Source organism: Kitasatospora sp. NPDC001540, from assembly GCF_042894345.1.
Lineage (GTDB): Bacteria > Actinomycetota > Actinomycetes > Streptomycetales > Streptomycetaceae > Kitasatospora > Kitasatospora phosalacinea_C.
Genome location: NZ_JBIAVO010000007.1, coordinates 32,757 through 45,805 on the forward strand (window position 1 = coordinate 32,757; position 13,049 = coordinate 45,805).

The window sequence follows — 13,049 nt, forward strand, 5'->3', positions numbered from 1 at the left end:
ACCCCCCCACCCCCCCGCCCCCCCCCGCCCCGCCCCCCCCCGGCGGGGGGGCGCCCCCCCCCCCCCCCCCCCCCCCCCCCCCGGGGTGCTCCCGCCCCCGTGGGGTGGGGGCGGGGTAAGGACTCCTTACCCCACAACTTGCTCCGCCAGGGGCCTGATTGGGGTCTACGTCCGGTCGCGGGGTGGTCGGCTCCGGGCGGGTGCCGGTCATCGACGGGTCTCCGCGTTGCGCTGCTCGAGGTCGCGGACGAGGTCCTCGATCCAGTCGAGGGTCAGGACCGGGTGGTGGAGGGTCCAGGGCCGGGAGTGCCGGCCTCGTTGGACGGTGCGGGTGCCGTCGGCGGCGGTTTCGGCGCGGTGGAGGTGGCCGTGCTGGTGCAGGACAGCCAGCCAGGCGTCTACCTCGGTCCAGGTGGCGGGGGTGGTGCGCATGACGGTGCTCCACTTCGGTGGTGGGGTGGCGGGTGGGTGACCGGCCGGAGTGACCTCCTCGGTCGGCCCCGGCCGGTCGGTGTCGGTCGGCGTCGACGAGCTGGTTCTTGCGCTGCTGTTCGCGGAACTGGGCCATCAGCTCGGTCAGGGTGTCGCTGGACAGCGGGATCTGCTGACCGCGGATCGCGGTCGCGACCGCGTGTTGTCCGCCTCCTTGACCGTCTGCCTGGCGATCTCCAGCAGTTCCTCGGTGTCCTGGTCAGCCGCCCGGTCAGTGACCGGCAGCTCGGTGACTGGGTTGACCGGCGAGCCGGTCACCAGGGCAACCTCGGCCGATCGGTCACTGACCAGGCCGCCACTGACCGGGAGGGCGGTCCGCTGACTGGATCCGAGAGCACCGGTGACCACCGGGATGGGGCAGCGCGGCGGTTGTTCAGGCGGCGCGCTGGTGGCATCTGCGGTCGACGGGTTCGAACTCGACCCGGGTGGTCATTTCGGCGAGGCGGGAGGTGAAGCGGTCGCCGAGGTACGCCTTGAGGTCCCTGATCTGCAGGTTCGTCGTGATGAGGGTCGGGAGCACCGCGTTGTAGCGGTGGTTGATCAGCCGGTAGGTCTGCTCCTCGACGAACTCGCTGGCCTTGGCGGCGCCGAGGTCGTCGAGGAGCAGCAGCGGCACCCGGCTGTAGGCGGCGAGCACCCGCTCGGCGTCGGTGGTGGTGCCGGGACGGAGTTCGGCGTAGAGGTCGGCGGCGGCGGTCGCGCGCCAGCGCACGCCGAGGCCGGCCCGCACCAGGACGCGGAGGGCTCCGTACGCATGGTGGGTCTTGCCCGCGCCGGTCACCCCGGCCATCAGCAGGCTGGGGCCGCAGGTGACCTGGCGGCGCGCTCCGGTGCTCGGGGCGGTGGCCTGGGCGGCGACCTGCCGGGTCCAGGCCAGGACCAGCGGGTGGTCGGCGACGGCGTCGCGGTAGCGGGGCGGCATCCCGGCGGACAGCGCGGCCTCCGGCGAGAACGGCTCCGGCTCGTCCGGGAGAGCGTCGACTCGGGCGCGGTCGAGGCCCCGGGCGGCGAGGATCCGGGCCATCCGGTCGAGGACGGAGGGGCCGTCGGCGAGAGTCCGCGGGTCGCGGTGGGTGCGCATCACAGCTCCTCGGCGTAGGCGGCGGCGTCGACCGGGTTGGTCCACGCCTGGCGAACAGGCAGGTTGGGGCGCAATCCCGGCCGTACCAAACCAGCGTTCCGGGCGTTCATGGCGTCGTTGACCAGGCTCGGCAGCCGGGACAGGTGGCCCTGGATCTCGGCGAAGCGCCGCAGCCCGGCCCGGACGTGCTCGGGGTCGATGCCCTCGGCCAGCAGGCCCTTGACGCTCTTGCCGAGGCGGCCGAGCACGCCGTTCGGCAGGCGCCGCTCGCACGCGGCGACGTACTCGCCGACGAGCCGGCCCGCCGAGACGACCTCCGCCCTGAACGCTTGCCGCCCCGTAGGGAAAGAAGATCCAGGATCCAGGATCCAGGCGTCGAGGGCTTCCGGACGCTTGGCCGAATCTTCGGGGAGGCTTCGGCGAATGCCTTCTGACCTGCGCTTCTTCCAGCGGCAGGGACGGCCGTGCGGTTCTCGCCGACCACCGGAGCGGTGGTGTTGCTGCTGCCGGTGCTGCCCATTGGGGGAATCGGCCACTTCGGAGGGCCGGTACGGTGTCCGGGAGTTGGTGCTTCTGGAGCGCCGGTATCGTCCCCGGTCGACGTGGGCAGCGGCCCATCAGCCTGTCCGCCGTGTGCGGCAGGACCAGGACCATAGGCCGCACCGCGGGCACTCATCCACCCTGTTCAGCCACCTGACCAGTCACGACGGACCTTGGTTTCCCCCCTTCGCACGGTCTTCCGCTCACTGTTGAGAAGCTGTGCGCGAGCGCCGCGCCGATGCGCGGCCGGAGACCACGCGCGTACGCCGTCGCGTACGACCCGACCGCCTTGCCGGAGCCACCCCGTGACGTTCGAACCGCCTACCCTGCCCGCATTCGCCGACAGCACGCCCCGCCAGAAGGCCGCACGGATCATCACGGACGTCCTCGCCCCGGCCAACCTGGTCGTCGCGCTCCTGCTGCTGATCGGCTGGCGCAGCACGCGCTCATGGTCCGGCCTCGGCTGGGGGCTGCTGGCCGCGCTCTTCTGCGGCGTCATCCCGATCGGCATCATCGCGCTCGGGGTGAAACGCGGCGGCCTCACCGACAGGCACATCCGCGTCCGCCGCCAGCGCATCCTGCCCATGGCCCTCAGCCTGGTCTCGGTCGCCACCGGCATCACCCTGCTCCACACCCTCGGCGCCCCCGCCGACGTGTCCGCGCTGGTCGTCGCGATGCTCGTGGGGCTGGTCTCCACCCTCCTCGTCACCACCGGGTGGCAGATCTCCCTCCACAACAGCGTCGCCGGCGGCACCGTCATGGTCCTCGTGCTCGCCCTCGGCCCCTGGCTGCTGCTCACCGCGCTCGGCGCCGCGGCCATCGGCTGGTCCCGCATGGTCCTCAGAGCCCACACCCTCGCGCAGATCCTGGCCGGCACCGCCCTCGGCAGCATCACGGCCCTGGCCTTCGCCCTCCTGCGCTGAACCAGCGGGGCGCCCCCGCCCGGGGTGCTCACCCGGGGCGTCCGAAGTGGGGCCCCCAGCAGGCCACTTCGGACGTCTCCTTTCGGATCCGGCTTCCTCGGAGGGAGGTTACCCGCTCGACTGCTCGGCGCCCCGGCCGTCCCCGCCCGGGGCGAAGTAGTCGCCGAGCATGTCGGTGGTCCACTGCGCCTGGTGGATCTCGCCGCGGGGGCCGAAGTCGACGAACCAGGGCTTCACGTCCAGGATCGGGGTGCCGTCGACGGCGTCGAGGTCCTCGACGTGGAGGTCCAGGCCGTCGACCTCGAGGAGTCGGCAGCGCGAGACGCCGAGCCAGTTCAGGCGGCGCATGTTGCGGTGGCCGAAGATGCCGACCTCGGGCCAGTCGGGGTTGTCGCGCGGGCGGCGGGCGCCGAGGTTGAGGTCGGTGGGGTCGGTGAGGTGGAAGCGGAAGACGACCTCCAGGTGGGAGAAGTCCTCCAGTCCCTTGGTGGCGTCGGGGGTGAAGCGGGTGCCGTCGAGTCGGATGATCGCCCGGGTGCCGCCCCAGAAGTCGTCGGTGGGCTCGGTGCGGCCGCCCACCACGTGGCCGAGGGCCTCGACTTCGAACACCTCGCGGTCGGTCATGATCGTTCTCCTCCTGCGGTCGAGGTGGTGACGGTACGTCGGTTCACGCGGTGGCTTCCAGGTAGGCGGCCGCCCGGCTGTCGACCCGGTCGATGCTGCGGATGCCGCGCTGCCGGAACGGCGAGAGGGCGGTGCGCATGTGCGTCGCGGTCTGCCGGGTGCGCCCGGACCGGACGGGCTCCATCGCGTCCAGTGCGTCCGACCAGACGGCGCACGCTTCCTCGATGTTCTTGAGCCGGACGTGAACGGCGCCCAGGTAGCCGAGGGTGACGGCGTGCGTCCGGGCGAACGAGGTGGCCTTGCGGGTCTGGACGCTGTGCCGGAACTCCTTCACCGCACCGGTGAGATCGCCTGTGTCGCGCAGGGCGGAGGCGGTCTCGTGCGCCAGGCTCGCCTCGCCGAAGAAGAACACCCGGGCCGGTTCGTCGTCGCCCGGCGCCGCGGCGGCGAGGTCGCGCTGGGCCTGGAGCAGGGCGCCGGTGGCGGCCGCGTGCCGTCCGGTCGCCGCCAGGCCCCGGGCGTGGATCACTCCGAGCAGCGCGCGTTCGCGCGGGCAGGCGAGTGCGTACCGGTCTCCGCTGATGGACGCCGCGGCGAGGTCGAGCGCCTGCTTCGGGTGCCCGAGGTCGAGCGCCTGGTGGGCCATCGCCCGCAGGACGTGGCCGGCCATCGCCGGGTCGTCCGCTTCGGCCGCCAGCCGGACCGCCTGCCCGAAGTAGGTCTGGGCTGCGGCGTGGTCGGCGCTGTCGAAGGCCATCCAGCCCGCCACGTAGGCGAGTTCGGCCGCTGCGGAGAACATCTGCCGACGCGTCCGCTCCGAGGCGAAGGTGCCCTTCAGGAAACGTGCGACGTCGCTGGTGAGGTACTGCACCACGGCGGTGCGGGCGTGGCCGCCACCGCGTCGCTGGTCGACCTGGGAGAACAGGCCGGTCATGTCGCGGACCGCCTCGACGTCCGCTTCACCGACCCGTCGACCACCGGCTCGTCCGCGTGCCCCGCCCGTGCGCGCCATCGACTCCCACCAGCTCTCGGTGGGAAGTGCGAGCGCGCTGACGGAGTAGGCCATCAGCTGGAGGGCGGTGCTGCGATCCACTTCCACGTCGTCCACGTCGATTCGTCGGAGATCAGCCAGGACGCTCAGCGTATCCAAGCTCCAGTCCCGAAGATCGCTCACCTCTTCGGCCAGGCCGAGGTCGGCCGGGGTGACGGTCCGTCCGAGCCGACGGGACAGCACGGCGGCAAGGTAGGACGGCATGTCCCCCGACGGCACCACGCCGTAGCGCACCCAGTGGCTGATCAACGACTTGCCCGGACGGGCGTCGTCACCGTGTCGACCTGCGACGATGCCCAGCTCCAGAGCCAGGCGGTCGTACGTCATCCGGGATTCCCCGATGGCCTGCTGCAGGCGCTCGTTGACCCGAACTTCCTTCGCCATCACGACCCCTGACTGCCCGTTAAACGGGTTAAACCGCTGGGAGAGGCCAACACCTTACTCCCGGTCGCCAACCACGGTTGTCTTGGGCGAGCGGGCGGCACCGTCCGACCACCAACTGCCGGGAAAAACCGCGCGGTTCGTGGGGCAGCGACCGGAGACGGCGGAGGGAGCGGGCGTGGACGTGACAGTACAGGGACTCCGGCTGTGGGAGCAGGAGTTTCCGGCGACACCGGCATCGGCCCGACTGGCCCGTAGCGCTGTCCGGCGGACCCTCCTGGGGTGGGGGTGGACTCCGGAGCGCATCGACGACATGGTCCTGATCTGCTCGGAGCTGGTCACCAACGCCATCCGCCACGCCTGCCGTGCCGGCGAGGTCGTACCCGTGCGGCTCCAGGAGATCGACGGTGACTGCCGGTTGGAGGTCCGCGACAACCGGTCCGAACTCCGACCGCGCCCGCGGCCCGCGGGCGTACGGGTGGACGGGCAGGGGCTTCTGCTGGTTGCGGATCTGTCCGATGACTGGGGCGTGACGGTAGATCTCGGTACGAAGGCCGTGTGGGCCCGGCTGTCGGGGCAGCCGCAGCACTCGGGTGCCGGGGAGGCCGCTTGAGTGGGTGCGCGCCTCGGAGGGCGGCTGCCGGGTGCTCGCATCGCCCGGCTGCGGCTCGGCACTGTGACGATCTGCTCCGGACACGCGCTGATGACTTTCCCAGCAAGGGAGTTGGGAAGCTGCCGCGTCCCGGCTCCGGAACGGTTCCGCATCCATACGGCGGATCGGGAGGAGAACGATGTCCACCTTGGCGGACTCCGCCGGCCGGCCGTTGCCGGACGGGGACGAGGCGCTGCGCGTGGCGATGGCCGAAGCGCTACGGGCAGCGGGCTCAGTGCGCTCGGCCGCCGTCGCGGCCGCGCTGCTGACCGTGCCCCCGCACGTGTTCGCCCCGGAGGCGACGTTGGCGGAGGCGTACGAGCCCGAGCGGGCGCTGGTGACCAAGCGGAACGAGCACGGGCTGGCGGTCAGCTCGGTGTCGGCCGCGCGGATCCAGGCGCAGATGCTGGAGCAGGCGGACGCGCGGCCGGGGATGCGGGTGCTGGAGATCGGCTCGGGTGGCTACAACGCGGCGCTGATCGCCGAACTCGTCGGCCCGGCAGGCGAGGTGGTGACGGTCGACATCGACCCGTTCGTCACCGACCGCGCGGAGAAGTACCTCGCGGAGGCCGGGTACGAGCGGGTGCGGGTGGTGCTGGCGGACGGCTCCGAGCCGGTGGAGGGCGGCCCGTTCGACCGGATCGTCGTCACGGTCGGGGCGTGGGACCTGCCGCCGACGTGGACCGGCGCTCTCGCGGAGGGCGGGACGATCACCGTGCCGCTGCGGATGCACGGGCTGACCCGCTCGATCACCTTCCGCCGGGAGGGCGAACGGCTGGTGAGCGTGTCCGCCGAGGTGTGCGGCTTCGTCAAGGTGCAGGGCATGGACGCGCACGACGAGTTCCTGGTGCTGCCGCGTGGCACGAAGGAGGTGGGGCTGCGCTTCGACGAGCTGGAGCGCCCGGACACCGGCCGTCTGGGCGGCGTGCTGGAGACGCCTCGCGCGGAGCGGTGGACCCGGGTGACGGTCGGCAACCAGGAGCCCTTCGACTCGCTCCACCTGTGGCTGGCGTCCTCGCTGCCCGGGTTCGGATTGATGTCCGTCGACCCGGAGCTGGCCACCGCCGTCCTCACCAAGGCCGCCGCCGGGCCCCTTCGCCGTCGCGGCCGTGAGCACATCGCCTGCCAGGACCACCAGGTCCGACGAAGAGCCCTACCGGTGCTCGGGGTTCTCGAAGTCGAAGCGGCAGCCCGCGTCCCACTCGGAGCGCTGGTTGCCGTGGGCCGGGATGCCGCCCGTGTCCTTGAGCAGGCGGGCCAGGTGGAGCTGGTTCCAGGTCATGAAGGTGGTGTTGCGGTTGGTGAAGTCGTTCTCGGGGCCGCCTGAGCCCTCGTCGAGGTAGGAGGGCCCGGGGCCGGCCGGGCCGACCCAGCCCGCGTCGGCCTGCGGCGGGATCGTGTACCCCAGGTGCTGGAGGCTGTAGAGCACGTTCATCGCGCAGTGCTTGGCGCCGTCCTCGTTCCCGGTGATCAGACAGCCGCCGACCCGGCCGTAGTAGGCGTACTGGCCGTGCTCGTTGAGGACCGAGGAACAGGAGTACAGCCGCTCGATGACGCGCTTCATGACGGAAGAGTTGTCTCCCAGCCACACGGGCCCGGCTAGCGTCAGGATGTCAGCGGCCATCACCTTCGAGTAGATGACCGGCCATTCGTCGCTCTCCCACCCGTGCTCCGTCATGTCCGGCCACACGCCGGTCGCGATGTCGATGTCGACGGCACGGAGGACTTCGACCGACACGCCTTGGCGTTCCATGATTCCCGTGCTGATGTCGATGAGGCCTTGAGTGTGGCTCCGTTCCGGCGATCGCTTCAGCGTGCAGTTGATCACCAGGGCTCGAAGGTCACCGTACGACGTGCCAGGCGCGGGCATGGCTTCCTCTCCTTCTGCTGCTCGGGTCGTTCGGGTCAGCTCACCAGCCACGGGTCCGACCGGCTGACAGGCTCACCCGGTCGGACCGCGATCCCGCTCCAACGGCTCAGCCGAGGACGAGCACCGGCTCGTGGCAGGTCACTTGCACGCCGTCGGACGTCTCGAAGCCGCGGGACTCGATCCTGAGCCCGCATCGCAGCGACGCCCGGCCCCCGGCGAACGCCCGCAGTACGGGTTCCAACGTCCCGGCCAGCGTCCACGACGAGGTGGCGAACTCGAACACCCCGGGCGAGGGCGCCCCGGTCAACCGGAACGCGCTCTTGATCTCGGGCTTCGCGCCGTGGCCGGGCCTGGCAGCAGAGCGCTTCTCCGCCAGGCCCGTGCCACAGCCGCACTGTTTGGCGTCGAGAGCAGCAGGGCGGTGGCGATTCCGGTGGTCCGCCCACGCGGGCGGGTGGGCGGCCGGGAGGCTCCGCCGGGGCGGGGCGGCGGGGTAGGTTCGGGGGCGTTGGCATGTCGTCTCAGAGAAAGCAGGTGCGGGTCATGGCGGATTCGCTGTTCGATCTCCCGATCCGGACGCTGGCGGGCGAGCCGTCCTCGCTGGGCGAGCACCGGGGCAAGGTGCTGCTGCTGGTGAACGTCGCGTCGAAGTGCGGGTTGACGCCGCAGTACACGGGCCTGGAGCGGTTGCAGGAGAAGTACGGGGAGCGCGGGTTCACGGTGCTCGGGTTTCCGTGCAACCAGTTCGGGGGCCAGGAGCCGGGGTCGGCGGAGGAGATCCAGGAGTTCTGCTCGACCACGTACGGGGTGTCGTTCCCGCTGTTCGAGAAGGTCGACGTGAACGGGCCCCGGCGGCACCCGGTGTACGCGCGGCTGACCGAGGTCGCGGACGCCACGGGCGAGGCCGGTGACGTGCAGTGGAACTTCGAGAAGTTCCTGGTGTCGGCGGACGGCGAGGTGGTCGGTCGGTTCCGGCCGCGGATCGAGCCGGAGTCGGCGGAGCTGGTGGCGGCGATCGAGGCGCAGCTGGCGGGCTGAGCGGGTGCGCGGCGGGGCCGGGGCCCGGCCGTCCGAACTGTACAGGTAACCTGCGCAGTGAAACTGGACGGTCCGGGCTCCGGGCCGTCCGCGCACCGCCCGACGAAAGGCCCGCCGTGTCCGTCACCGCGCTCGACCCGAACACCGCCCTGGTCGTCATCGACCTCCAGCAGGGCATCCTGGCCGCCCCCACCGCCCCGTACCCGGCCCGCGAGGTGCTGGAGCGCAGCATCGCGCTGGCCGGGGCGTTCCGCGCCGCGAAGCTGCCGGTGGTGCTGGTGCGGGTGTCCTTCGCCGCGGACGGCGGGGACGTGCCGCCCGGCCGCACCGAGCAGAACCGGGGCGGTTCCGGCGCGGCCCGCCCCGCGGGCTGGGACCGGCTCTCCGAGGAGCTGCTGGACCCGTCCGACCTGGTGGTCACCAAGCACAACTGGGGCGCCTTCCACGGCACCGACCTGGACGTGCAGCTGCGCCGCCGCGGCGTGACGCAGATCGTGCTGGCCGGTGTGGCGACCAGCATCGGCGTGGAGTCCACCGCCCGGGCCGCGCACGAGCACGGCTACCACGTGACGCTGGCGGTCGACGCGATGAGCGACCTGGACGCGGAGGCGCACCGCAACAGCGTGCAGCGGATCTTCCCGCGGCTGGGCGAGACCGGCACCACCGAGGAGGTGCTGGCGCTGCTGGCCGGTTCGCGCTGAGCGGCCGAACGCGGGTCCGGGCGCGGGGAGGGGTCAGGCTTCGCCGGGGTGCCAGGCGGGCCACTCCCAGGGGCGGTCGTCCCAGCGCACCCGGACTGGGTCGCGCGGGTCGAGGTCGGGGAAGTGCCGGTGCACCTCGGGTTCGAACTCCTCGGGGGCCAGCGGCTTCCAGCCCGCGCCCTGGAAGTGGACCAGCCGGTAGCGGCTGTCGGTGCGGAACTCGGCGACCCGGACCAGGGGCTCGTCGGTGGCGCTGTTGCTGCTCGTGCTCGTCATGCGGCCAGCATCGGCCGTCCCCCCGCGCGGCGCACGCCCGCGGTGCGCCGGACGGCGTGTCGTACGGCGCGTCGGGCGGCGTGTCGCAGGGGGCGCGGCGTGTCCCGGGTTCCGCACGGACGTGTCGCGGTTCGGTACGGGCCCCGGTGCGGCGGGGGCGCTCCCGTACCGTGGGGGAGTCGGCGCGTTCGTTCGGGGAGGGCCCCATGGGCAGTGGCAAGGACAGGGCGGCCCGGGTGCGGGGGCTGGACGGGGTGGCGGTGACGCGGTCGGCGTGGGGGCTGTACCGGGAGACCCGGCGGCCGGGCGCGCCGGGGGCGGTGGCGCGGGTGCGGGCGCTGCCGCGGCTGCTGCGGGACGCGCTGGCGGGGCGGTACCCGGGGGTGGGGCCGGGGAAGCTGGCGGCGTTGACGCTGGCGGTGGGGGTGTACCTGCTGAGTCCGGTCGACGCGGTGCCGGACTTCCTGCCGGTGCTGGGCTGGGGCGACGACACGGCGCTGCTGCTGTGGTTCCTGGCGGGCCTGACCCGGGAGTCGGGCCGGTACCTGGAGTGGAAGGCCGACCGTACCGCAACGATTGACTCATAGATCGCAAGAATCTGACACCAGGGAGAAATTTCCACGCAACTCTCTTGTGGTGGTCGGGGGTGCGCCCCTACTGTCGGCTCACCTCCACCACGCCTTCCAGAGAGCCGGTCCCCGATGCCTGCTGCCTCCGCCTCCCCCGCCCGCTCCGTCCTGCCCCGCTCGGCCCGCGCCGGGGCGGTCGTGGTCGCCTCCGTGCTCGGGCTGGGGGTCGCGCTGTGCGCCCCGGCCGCGCAGGCCGCGTCCTCCTCCGGGCGCGCCGTGGTGACCAGGGCCGGGATCGACCCGGCGCTGACCGCGGGCCGCGGCGCCCGGGTCGACTTCCAGGAGCAGGAGGCCGAGAACGCCGCCACCACCGGCAGCGTGATCGCCGCCGACCGCACCGCGTACACCCTGGCCGCGGAGGCCTCGGGCCGCAGCGCGGTGAAGCTGGCCCCCGGACAGTACGTCGAGTTCACCCTGCCCGCGGCCGCCAACGCCATCACCGTCCGCTACAGCCTCCCCGACGCGGCGGACGGCGGCGGGATCACCGCGCCGCTGGACGTCACCGTCAACGGCAAGGACCGCCGCCGGCTCACGGCCACCAGCCAGTACTCCTGGCTGTACAACCAGTACCCGTTCACCAACGACCCGAAGGCCGGGCTGCTGCACCCGGACTGGTGGATCACCGAGTGCGGCTGCGTGCCCGCCGCGACCACCCCCGCGCCGACGGTGGCCACCCCGTTCCGGCCCGGTCACGTGTACGACGAGCAGCGGCTGTTGCTGGGCCGCACCTACCGGGCGGGCGACCGGGTCCGCGTCGCGCTGCCCGCCGGGTCGAAGGCGCCCTGGGCGGCGATCGACCTGCTGGACTCGCAGCTGGTCGCCGCCCCGCACGTCGAGCCGAAGGCCGTCAACGTCCTGGTGACGGGCGCGGACCCGACCGGGCGGCGCGACTCGGCGGACGCCATCGAGCGGGCGATCGGGCTGGCCAGGGCGCTGCGGGTGCCGGTCTACCTGCCGCCGGGCGTGTTCCAGGTCAACCGGCACCTGGTGGTGGACGACGTGACGCTGGTCGGTGCGGGCAGCTGGTACACCGTGCTGAAGGGCACCCAGCAGACGCTGTCGACCCCCGCGCCCGACGGCAGCGTGCACACCGGCGTCGGCCTCTACGGCAAGGACGCGGCGCAGGGCGGCAGCCGCAACGTCCACCTCTCCGGCTTCGCGATCGAGGGAGACGTCCGGGAGCGGATCGACACCGACCAGGTCAACGGCGTCGGCGGCGCGTTCAGCGACTCCAGCATCGAGGGCCTGTACCTCCACCACACCAAGGTCGGCATCTGGCTGGACGGCCCGATGAAGAACCTGACGATCAGCGGCAACCAGATCGCCGACCAGATCGCCGACGGCATCAACTTCCACACCGGCGTCACCGACTCGGTGATCCGCGACAACTTCCTGCGCAACACCGGCGACGACGGCATCGCGCTCTGGTCGGAGAAGGCCGCGGACGCCCGGGTCACCGTCGACCACAACACCGTGCAGTCGCCGACCCTGGCCAATGCCGTCGCGGTGTACGGCGGCACCGACACCACCGTCTCGAACAACCTGGTCGCCGACCCGGTCCGCGAGGGCTCCGGCCTGCACGCGGGCTCCCGCTTCGGCGCCGAGCCGTTCGCCGGGTACCTGCACTTCACCGACAACACCACCGTGCGGGCGGGCACCTACGAGCTGAACTGGAACATCGGTCTCGGCGCGATCTGGTTCGAGGTGCTGGACCGGGACGTCGACGCCGACGTCAAGGTCAGCGGCGACCACTACCTGGACTCCACCTACAACGCGATCATGGCGGTCGCCGACTGGGGCGTGAAGGACCGGTACAAGCTGTCGAACCTGGCGTTCGAGGACGTGCGGATCGACGGCACCGGCACCTCGGTGCTCAGCGCCCGCGTCGCCGGGTCCGCGAGCTTCCGGAACGTGGCCGCCCGCAACGTCGGCGCCGTCGGCATCAACAACTGCGGCACCTTCCACTTCACCCCGGCCGGTTCCGAGTTCACGGTCACCGACCTGGGCGGCAACTCCGGCAGCGGCACCACCGGCGACTGGCTGGCCCCCTGGGAGCTGCCCAACACCCTCACCTGCGACGACCGCCCGCCGGTGGTCGCCCCGCCCGCGCCGTCCGCGTGGTGACGTCGTGACGCGGTAGCGCGGGAGCGGGCGGCTACGCCAGCGGCTTCGCCAACTTGGCGAAGCGCAGGTCGGCGCGGAGCGGCACGCCGAAGCGCTCGTCCCCGTACGGGAAGGGCTCGAACTCGCCGGTGCGGACGAAGCCGCGGCGCTCGTACCAGGCGATCAGGTCGGCGCGCTGCTCGATGACCGTCATCTCCATCGCGCCGACGCCCCACTCGGCCCGGGCCCACTCCTCGGCCCGGGCCAGCACCTGCCGGCCCAGGCCGCCGCCCTGCACGGCCGGGGAGACCGAGAACATGCCGAAGTACGCGGCCGTGCCGCGCCGTTCCAGGTGGCAGCAGGCGATCGGGGCGCCGTCGTCGCCGTCGACCACCAGCACCACCGAGTCGGGGCGCCCCAGCAGGTCGGCCACCGCGGCCTCGTCGGTGCGCTGCCCCTCCAGCAGGTCCGCCTCGGTGGTCCAGCCCGCCCGGCTGGACTCCCCCCGGTAGGCCGACTCCACCAGCGCCACCAGGCCCGGCACGTCCCGCAGTTGCGCGGTCCGGAAGACCGGCTGGGCCGGGGCGGTCGGGGCGGACGTCGGGGCGGACGTCGGCTCGGCGGCGGTCATCGGGCTCTCCTCGGGCGGGGGGACGGCGGGCGCGCTCCGCGGCGGGGCGCCGGAACC

16 protein-coding genes and 1 pseudogene are annotated in these 13,049 nt (G+C 72.6%); 8 read left to right on the forward strand and 9 right to left on the reverse strand.

Features of this window, described 5'->3' with window-relative positions; genetic code table 11:
* Nucleotides 1-207 precede the first annotated feature (207 nt).
* Nucleotides 208-432: a hypothetical protein gene (locus tag ACFY00_RS11450; RefSeq protein ID WP_388029882.1), complete on the reverse strand. Its 225-nt coding sequence runs from the start codon at nt 430-432 to the stop codon at nt 208-210.
* 49 nt (nt 433-481) lie between these two features.
* Here ACFY00_RS11450 and ACFY00_RS11455 point away from each other — a divergent pair, with 49 nt between their 5' ends.
* Nucleotides 482-814, forward strand: coding sequence for a hypothetical protein (locus ACFY00_RS11455; RefSeq protein ID WP_388029884.1), 333 nt, complete (start codon nt 482-484; stop codon nt 812-814).
* A gap of 51 nt (nt 815-865) precedes the next feature.
* Here the strand turns inward: ACFY00_RS11455 and ACFY00_RS11460 are convergent, their stop codons facing one another.
* Together ACFY00_RS11460 and ACFY00_RS11465 are read right to left on the reverse strand one after the other, a co-directional pair.
* A complete protein-coding gene (locus ACFY00_RS11460) occupies nt 866-1,573 on the reverse strand; it encodes an ATP-binding protein (protein ID WP_388029886.1) in 708 nt (235 codons plus the stop codon).
* Nucleotides 1,573-2,109, reverse strand: coding sequence for a hypothetical protein (locus tag ACFY00_RS11465; RefSeq protein ID WP_388029887.1), 537 nt, complete (start codon nt 2,107-2,109; stop codon nt 1,573-1,575). The genes ACFY00_RS11460 and ACFY00_RS11465 overlap by 1 nt, the downstream gene beginning before the upstream one ends.
* A 309-nt stretch (nt 2,110-2,418) precedes the next feature.
* Between ACFY00_RS11465 and ACFY00_RS11470 the strand changes: the two genes are divergently transcribed.
* Nucleotides 2,419-3,036: a hypothetical protein gene (locus ACFY00_RS11470; protein WP_388029890.1), complete on the forward strand. Its 618-nt coding sequence runs from the start codon at nt 2,419-2,421 to the stop codon at nt 3,034-3,036.
* 108 nt (nt 3,037-3,144) lie between these two features.
* Here the strand turns inward: ACFY00_RS11470 and ACFY00_RS11475 are convergent, their stop codons facing one another.
* Complete coding sequence (locus ACFY00_RS11475) at nt 3,145-3,660, reverse strand: TrmO family methyltransferase (RefSeq protein ID WP_388029893.1); 516 nt, start codon at nt 3,658-3,660, stop codon at nt 3,145-3,147.
* Nucleotides 3,661-3,703: 43 nt separating this feature from the next.
* Entirely contained in the window at nt 3,704-5,095 is a 1,392-nt protein-coding gene (locus ACFY00_RS11480) for a Tat pathway signal protein (RefSeq protein ID WP_388029895.1), read from the reverse strand.
* Nucleotides 5,096-5,270: 175 nt separating this feature from the next.
* Between ACFY00_RS11480 and ACFY00_RS11485 the strand changes: the two genes are divergently transcribed.
* Nucleotides 5,271-5,705 (forward strand): ATP-binding protein, encoded by a 435-nt coding sequence (locus tag ACFY00_RS11485; protein WP_388029898.1) that lies wholly within the window; start codon nt 5,271-5,273, stop codon nt 5,703-5,705.
* Nucleotides 5,706-5,883: 178 nt separating this feature from the next.
* Nucleotides 5,884-6,804: pseudogene (fxlM, locus tag ACFY00_RS11490) on the forward strand (methyltransferase, FxLD system); the annotation flags it as partial.
* 93 nt (nt 6,805-6,897) lie between these two features.
* Here fxlM and ACFY00_RS11495 read toward each other — a convergent pair.
* Together ACFY00_RS11495 and ACFY00_RS11500 are read right to left on the reverse strand one after the other, a co-directional pair.
* Entirely contained in the window at nt 6,898-7,614 is a 717-nt protein-coding gene (locus ACFY00_RS11495; RefSeq protein WP_388029901.1) for a flavodoxin family protein, read from the reverse strand.
* Between the two features lie 106 nt (nt 7,615-7,720).
* Nucleotides 7,721-7,921: a hypothetical protein gene (locus tag ACFY00_RS11500; RefSeq protein WP_388029903.1), complete on the reverse strand. Its 201-nt coding sequence runs from the start codon at nt 7,919-7,921 to the stop codon at nt 7,721-7,723.
* A 236-nt stretch (nt 7,922-8,157) separates the two neighbouring features.
* Here ACFY00_RS11500 and ACFY00_RS11505 point away from each other — a divergent pair, with 236 nt between their 5' ends.
* The gene (locus ACFY00_RS11505; RefSeq protein WP_388029905.1) at nt 8,158-8,652 is read left to right on the forward strand and encodes a glutathione peroxidase; all 495 of its coding nucleotides are present in this window, start codon (nt 8,158-8,160) and stop codon (nt 8,650-8,652) included.
* Nucleotides 8,653-8,768: 116 nt separating this feature from the next.
* A complete protein-coding gene (locus ACFY00_RS11510; protein ID WP_388029908.1) occupies nt 8,769-9,353 on the forward strand; it encodes an isochorismatase family protein in 585 nt (194 codons plus the stop codon).
* 33 nt (nt 9,354-9,386) lie between these two features.
* Here the strand turns inward: ACFY00_RS11510 and ACFY00_RS11515 are convergent, their stop codons facing one another.
* Nucleotides 9,387-9,629 carry a hypothetical protein gene (locus ACFY00_RS11515; RefSeq protein WP_388029911.1) on the reverse strand — a complete coding sequence of 81 codons (243 nt, stop codon included), beginning with the start codon at nt 9,627-9,629 and terminating at the stop codon, nt 9,387-9,389.
* Nucleotides 9,630-9,835: 206 nt separating this feature from the next.
* Between ACFY00_RS11515 and ACFY00_RS11520 the strand changes: the two genes are divergently transcribed.
* Nucleotides 9,836-10,216 (forward strand): YkvA family protein, encoded by a 381-nt coding sequence (locus tag ACFY00_RS11520; RefSeq protein WP_388029914.1) that lies wholly within the window; start codon nt 9,836-9,838, stop codon nt 10,214-10,216.
* Between the two features lie 114 nt (nt 10,217-10,330).
* Nucleotides 10,331-12,382 carry a glycosyl hydrolase family 28-related protein gene (locus ACFY00_RS11525; protein ID WP_388029917.1) on the forward strand — a complete coding sequence of 684 codons (2,052 nt, stop codon included), beginning with the start codon at nt 10,331-10,333 and terminating at the stop codon, nt 12,380-12,382.
* A 31-nt stretch (nt 12,383-12,413) separates the two neighbouring features.
* Here the strand turns inward: ACFY00_RS11525 and ACFY00_RS11530 are convergent, their stop codons facing one another.
* Nucleotides 12,414-12,992 (reverse strand): GNAT family N-acetyltransferase, encoded by a 579-nt coding sequence (locus tag ACFY00_RS11530; protein ID WP_388029919.1) that lies wholly within the window; start codon nt 12,990-12,992, stop codon nt 12,414-12,416.
* Nucleotides 12,993-13,049 lie beyond the last annotated feature (57 nt).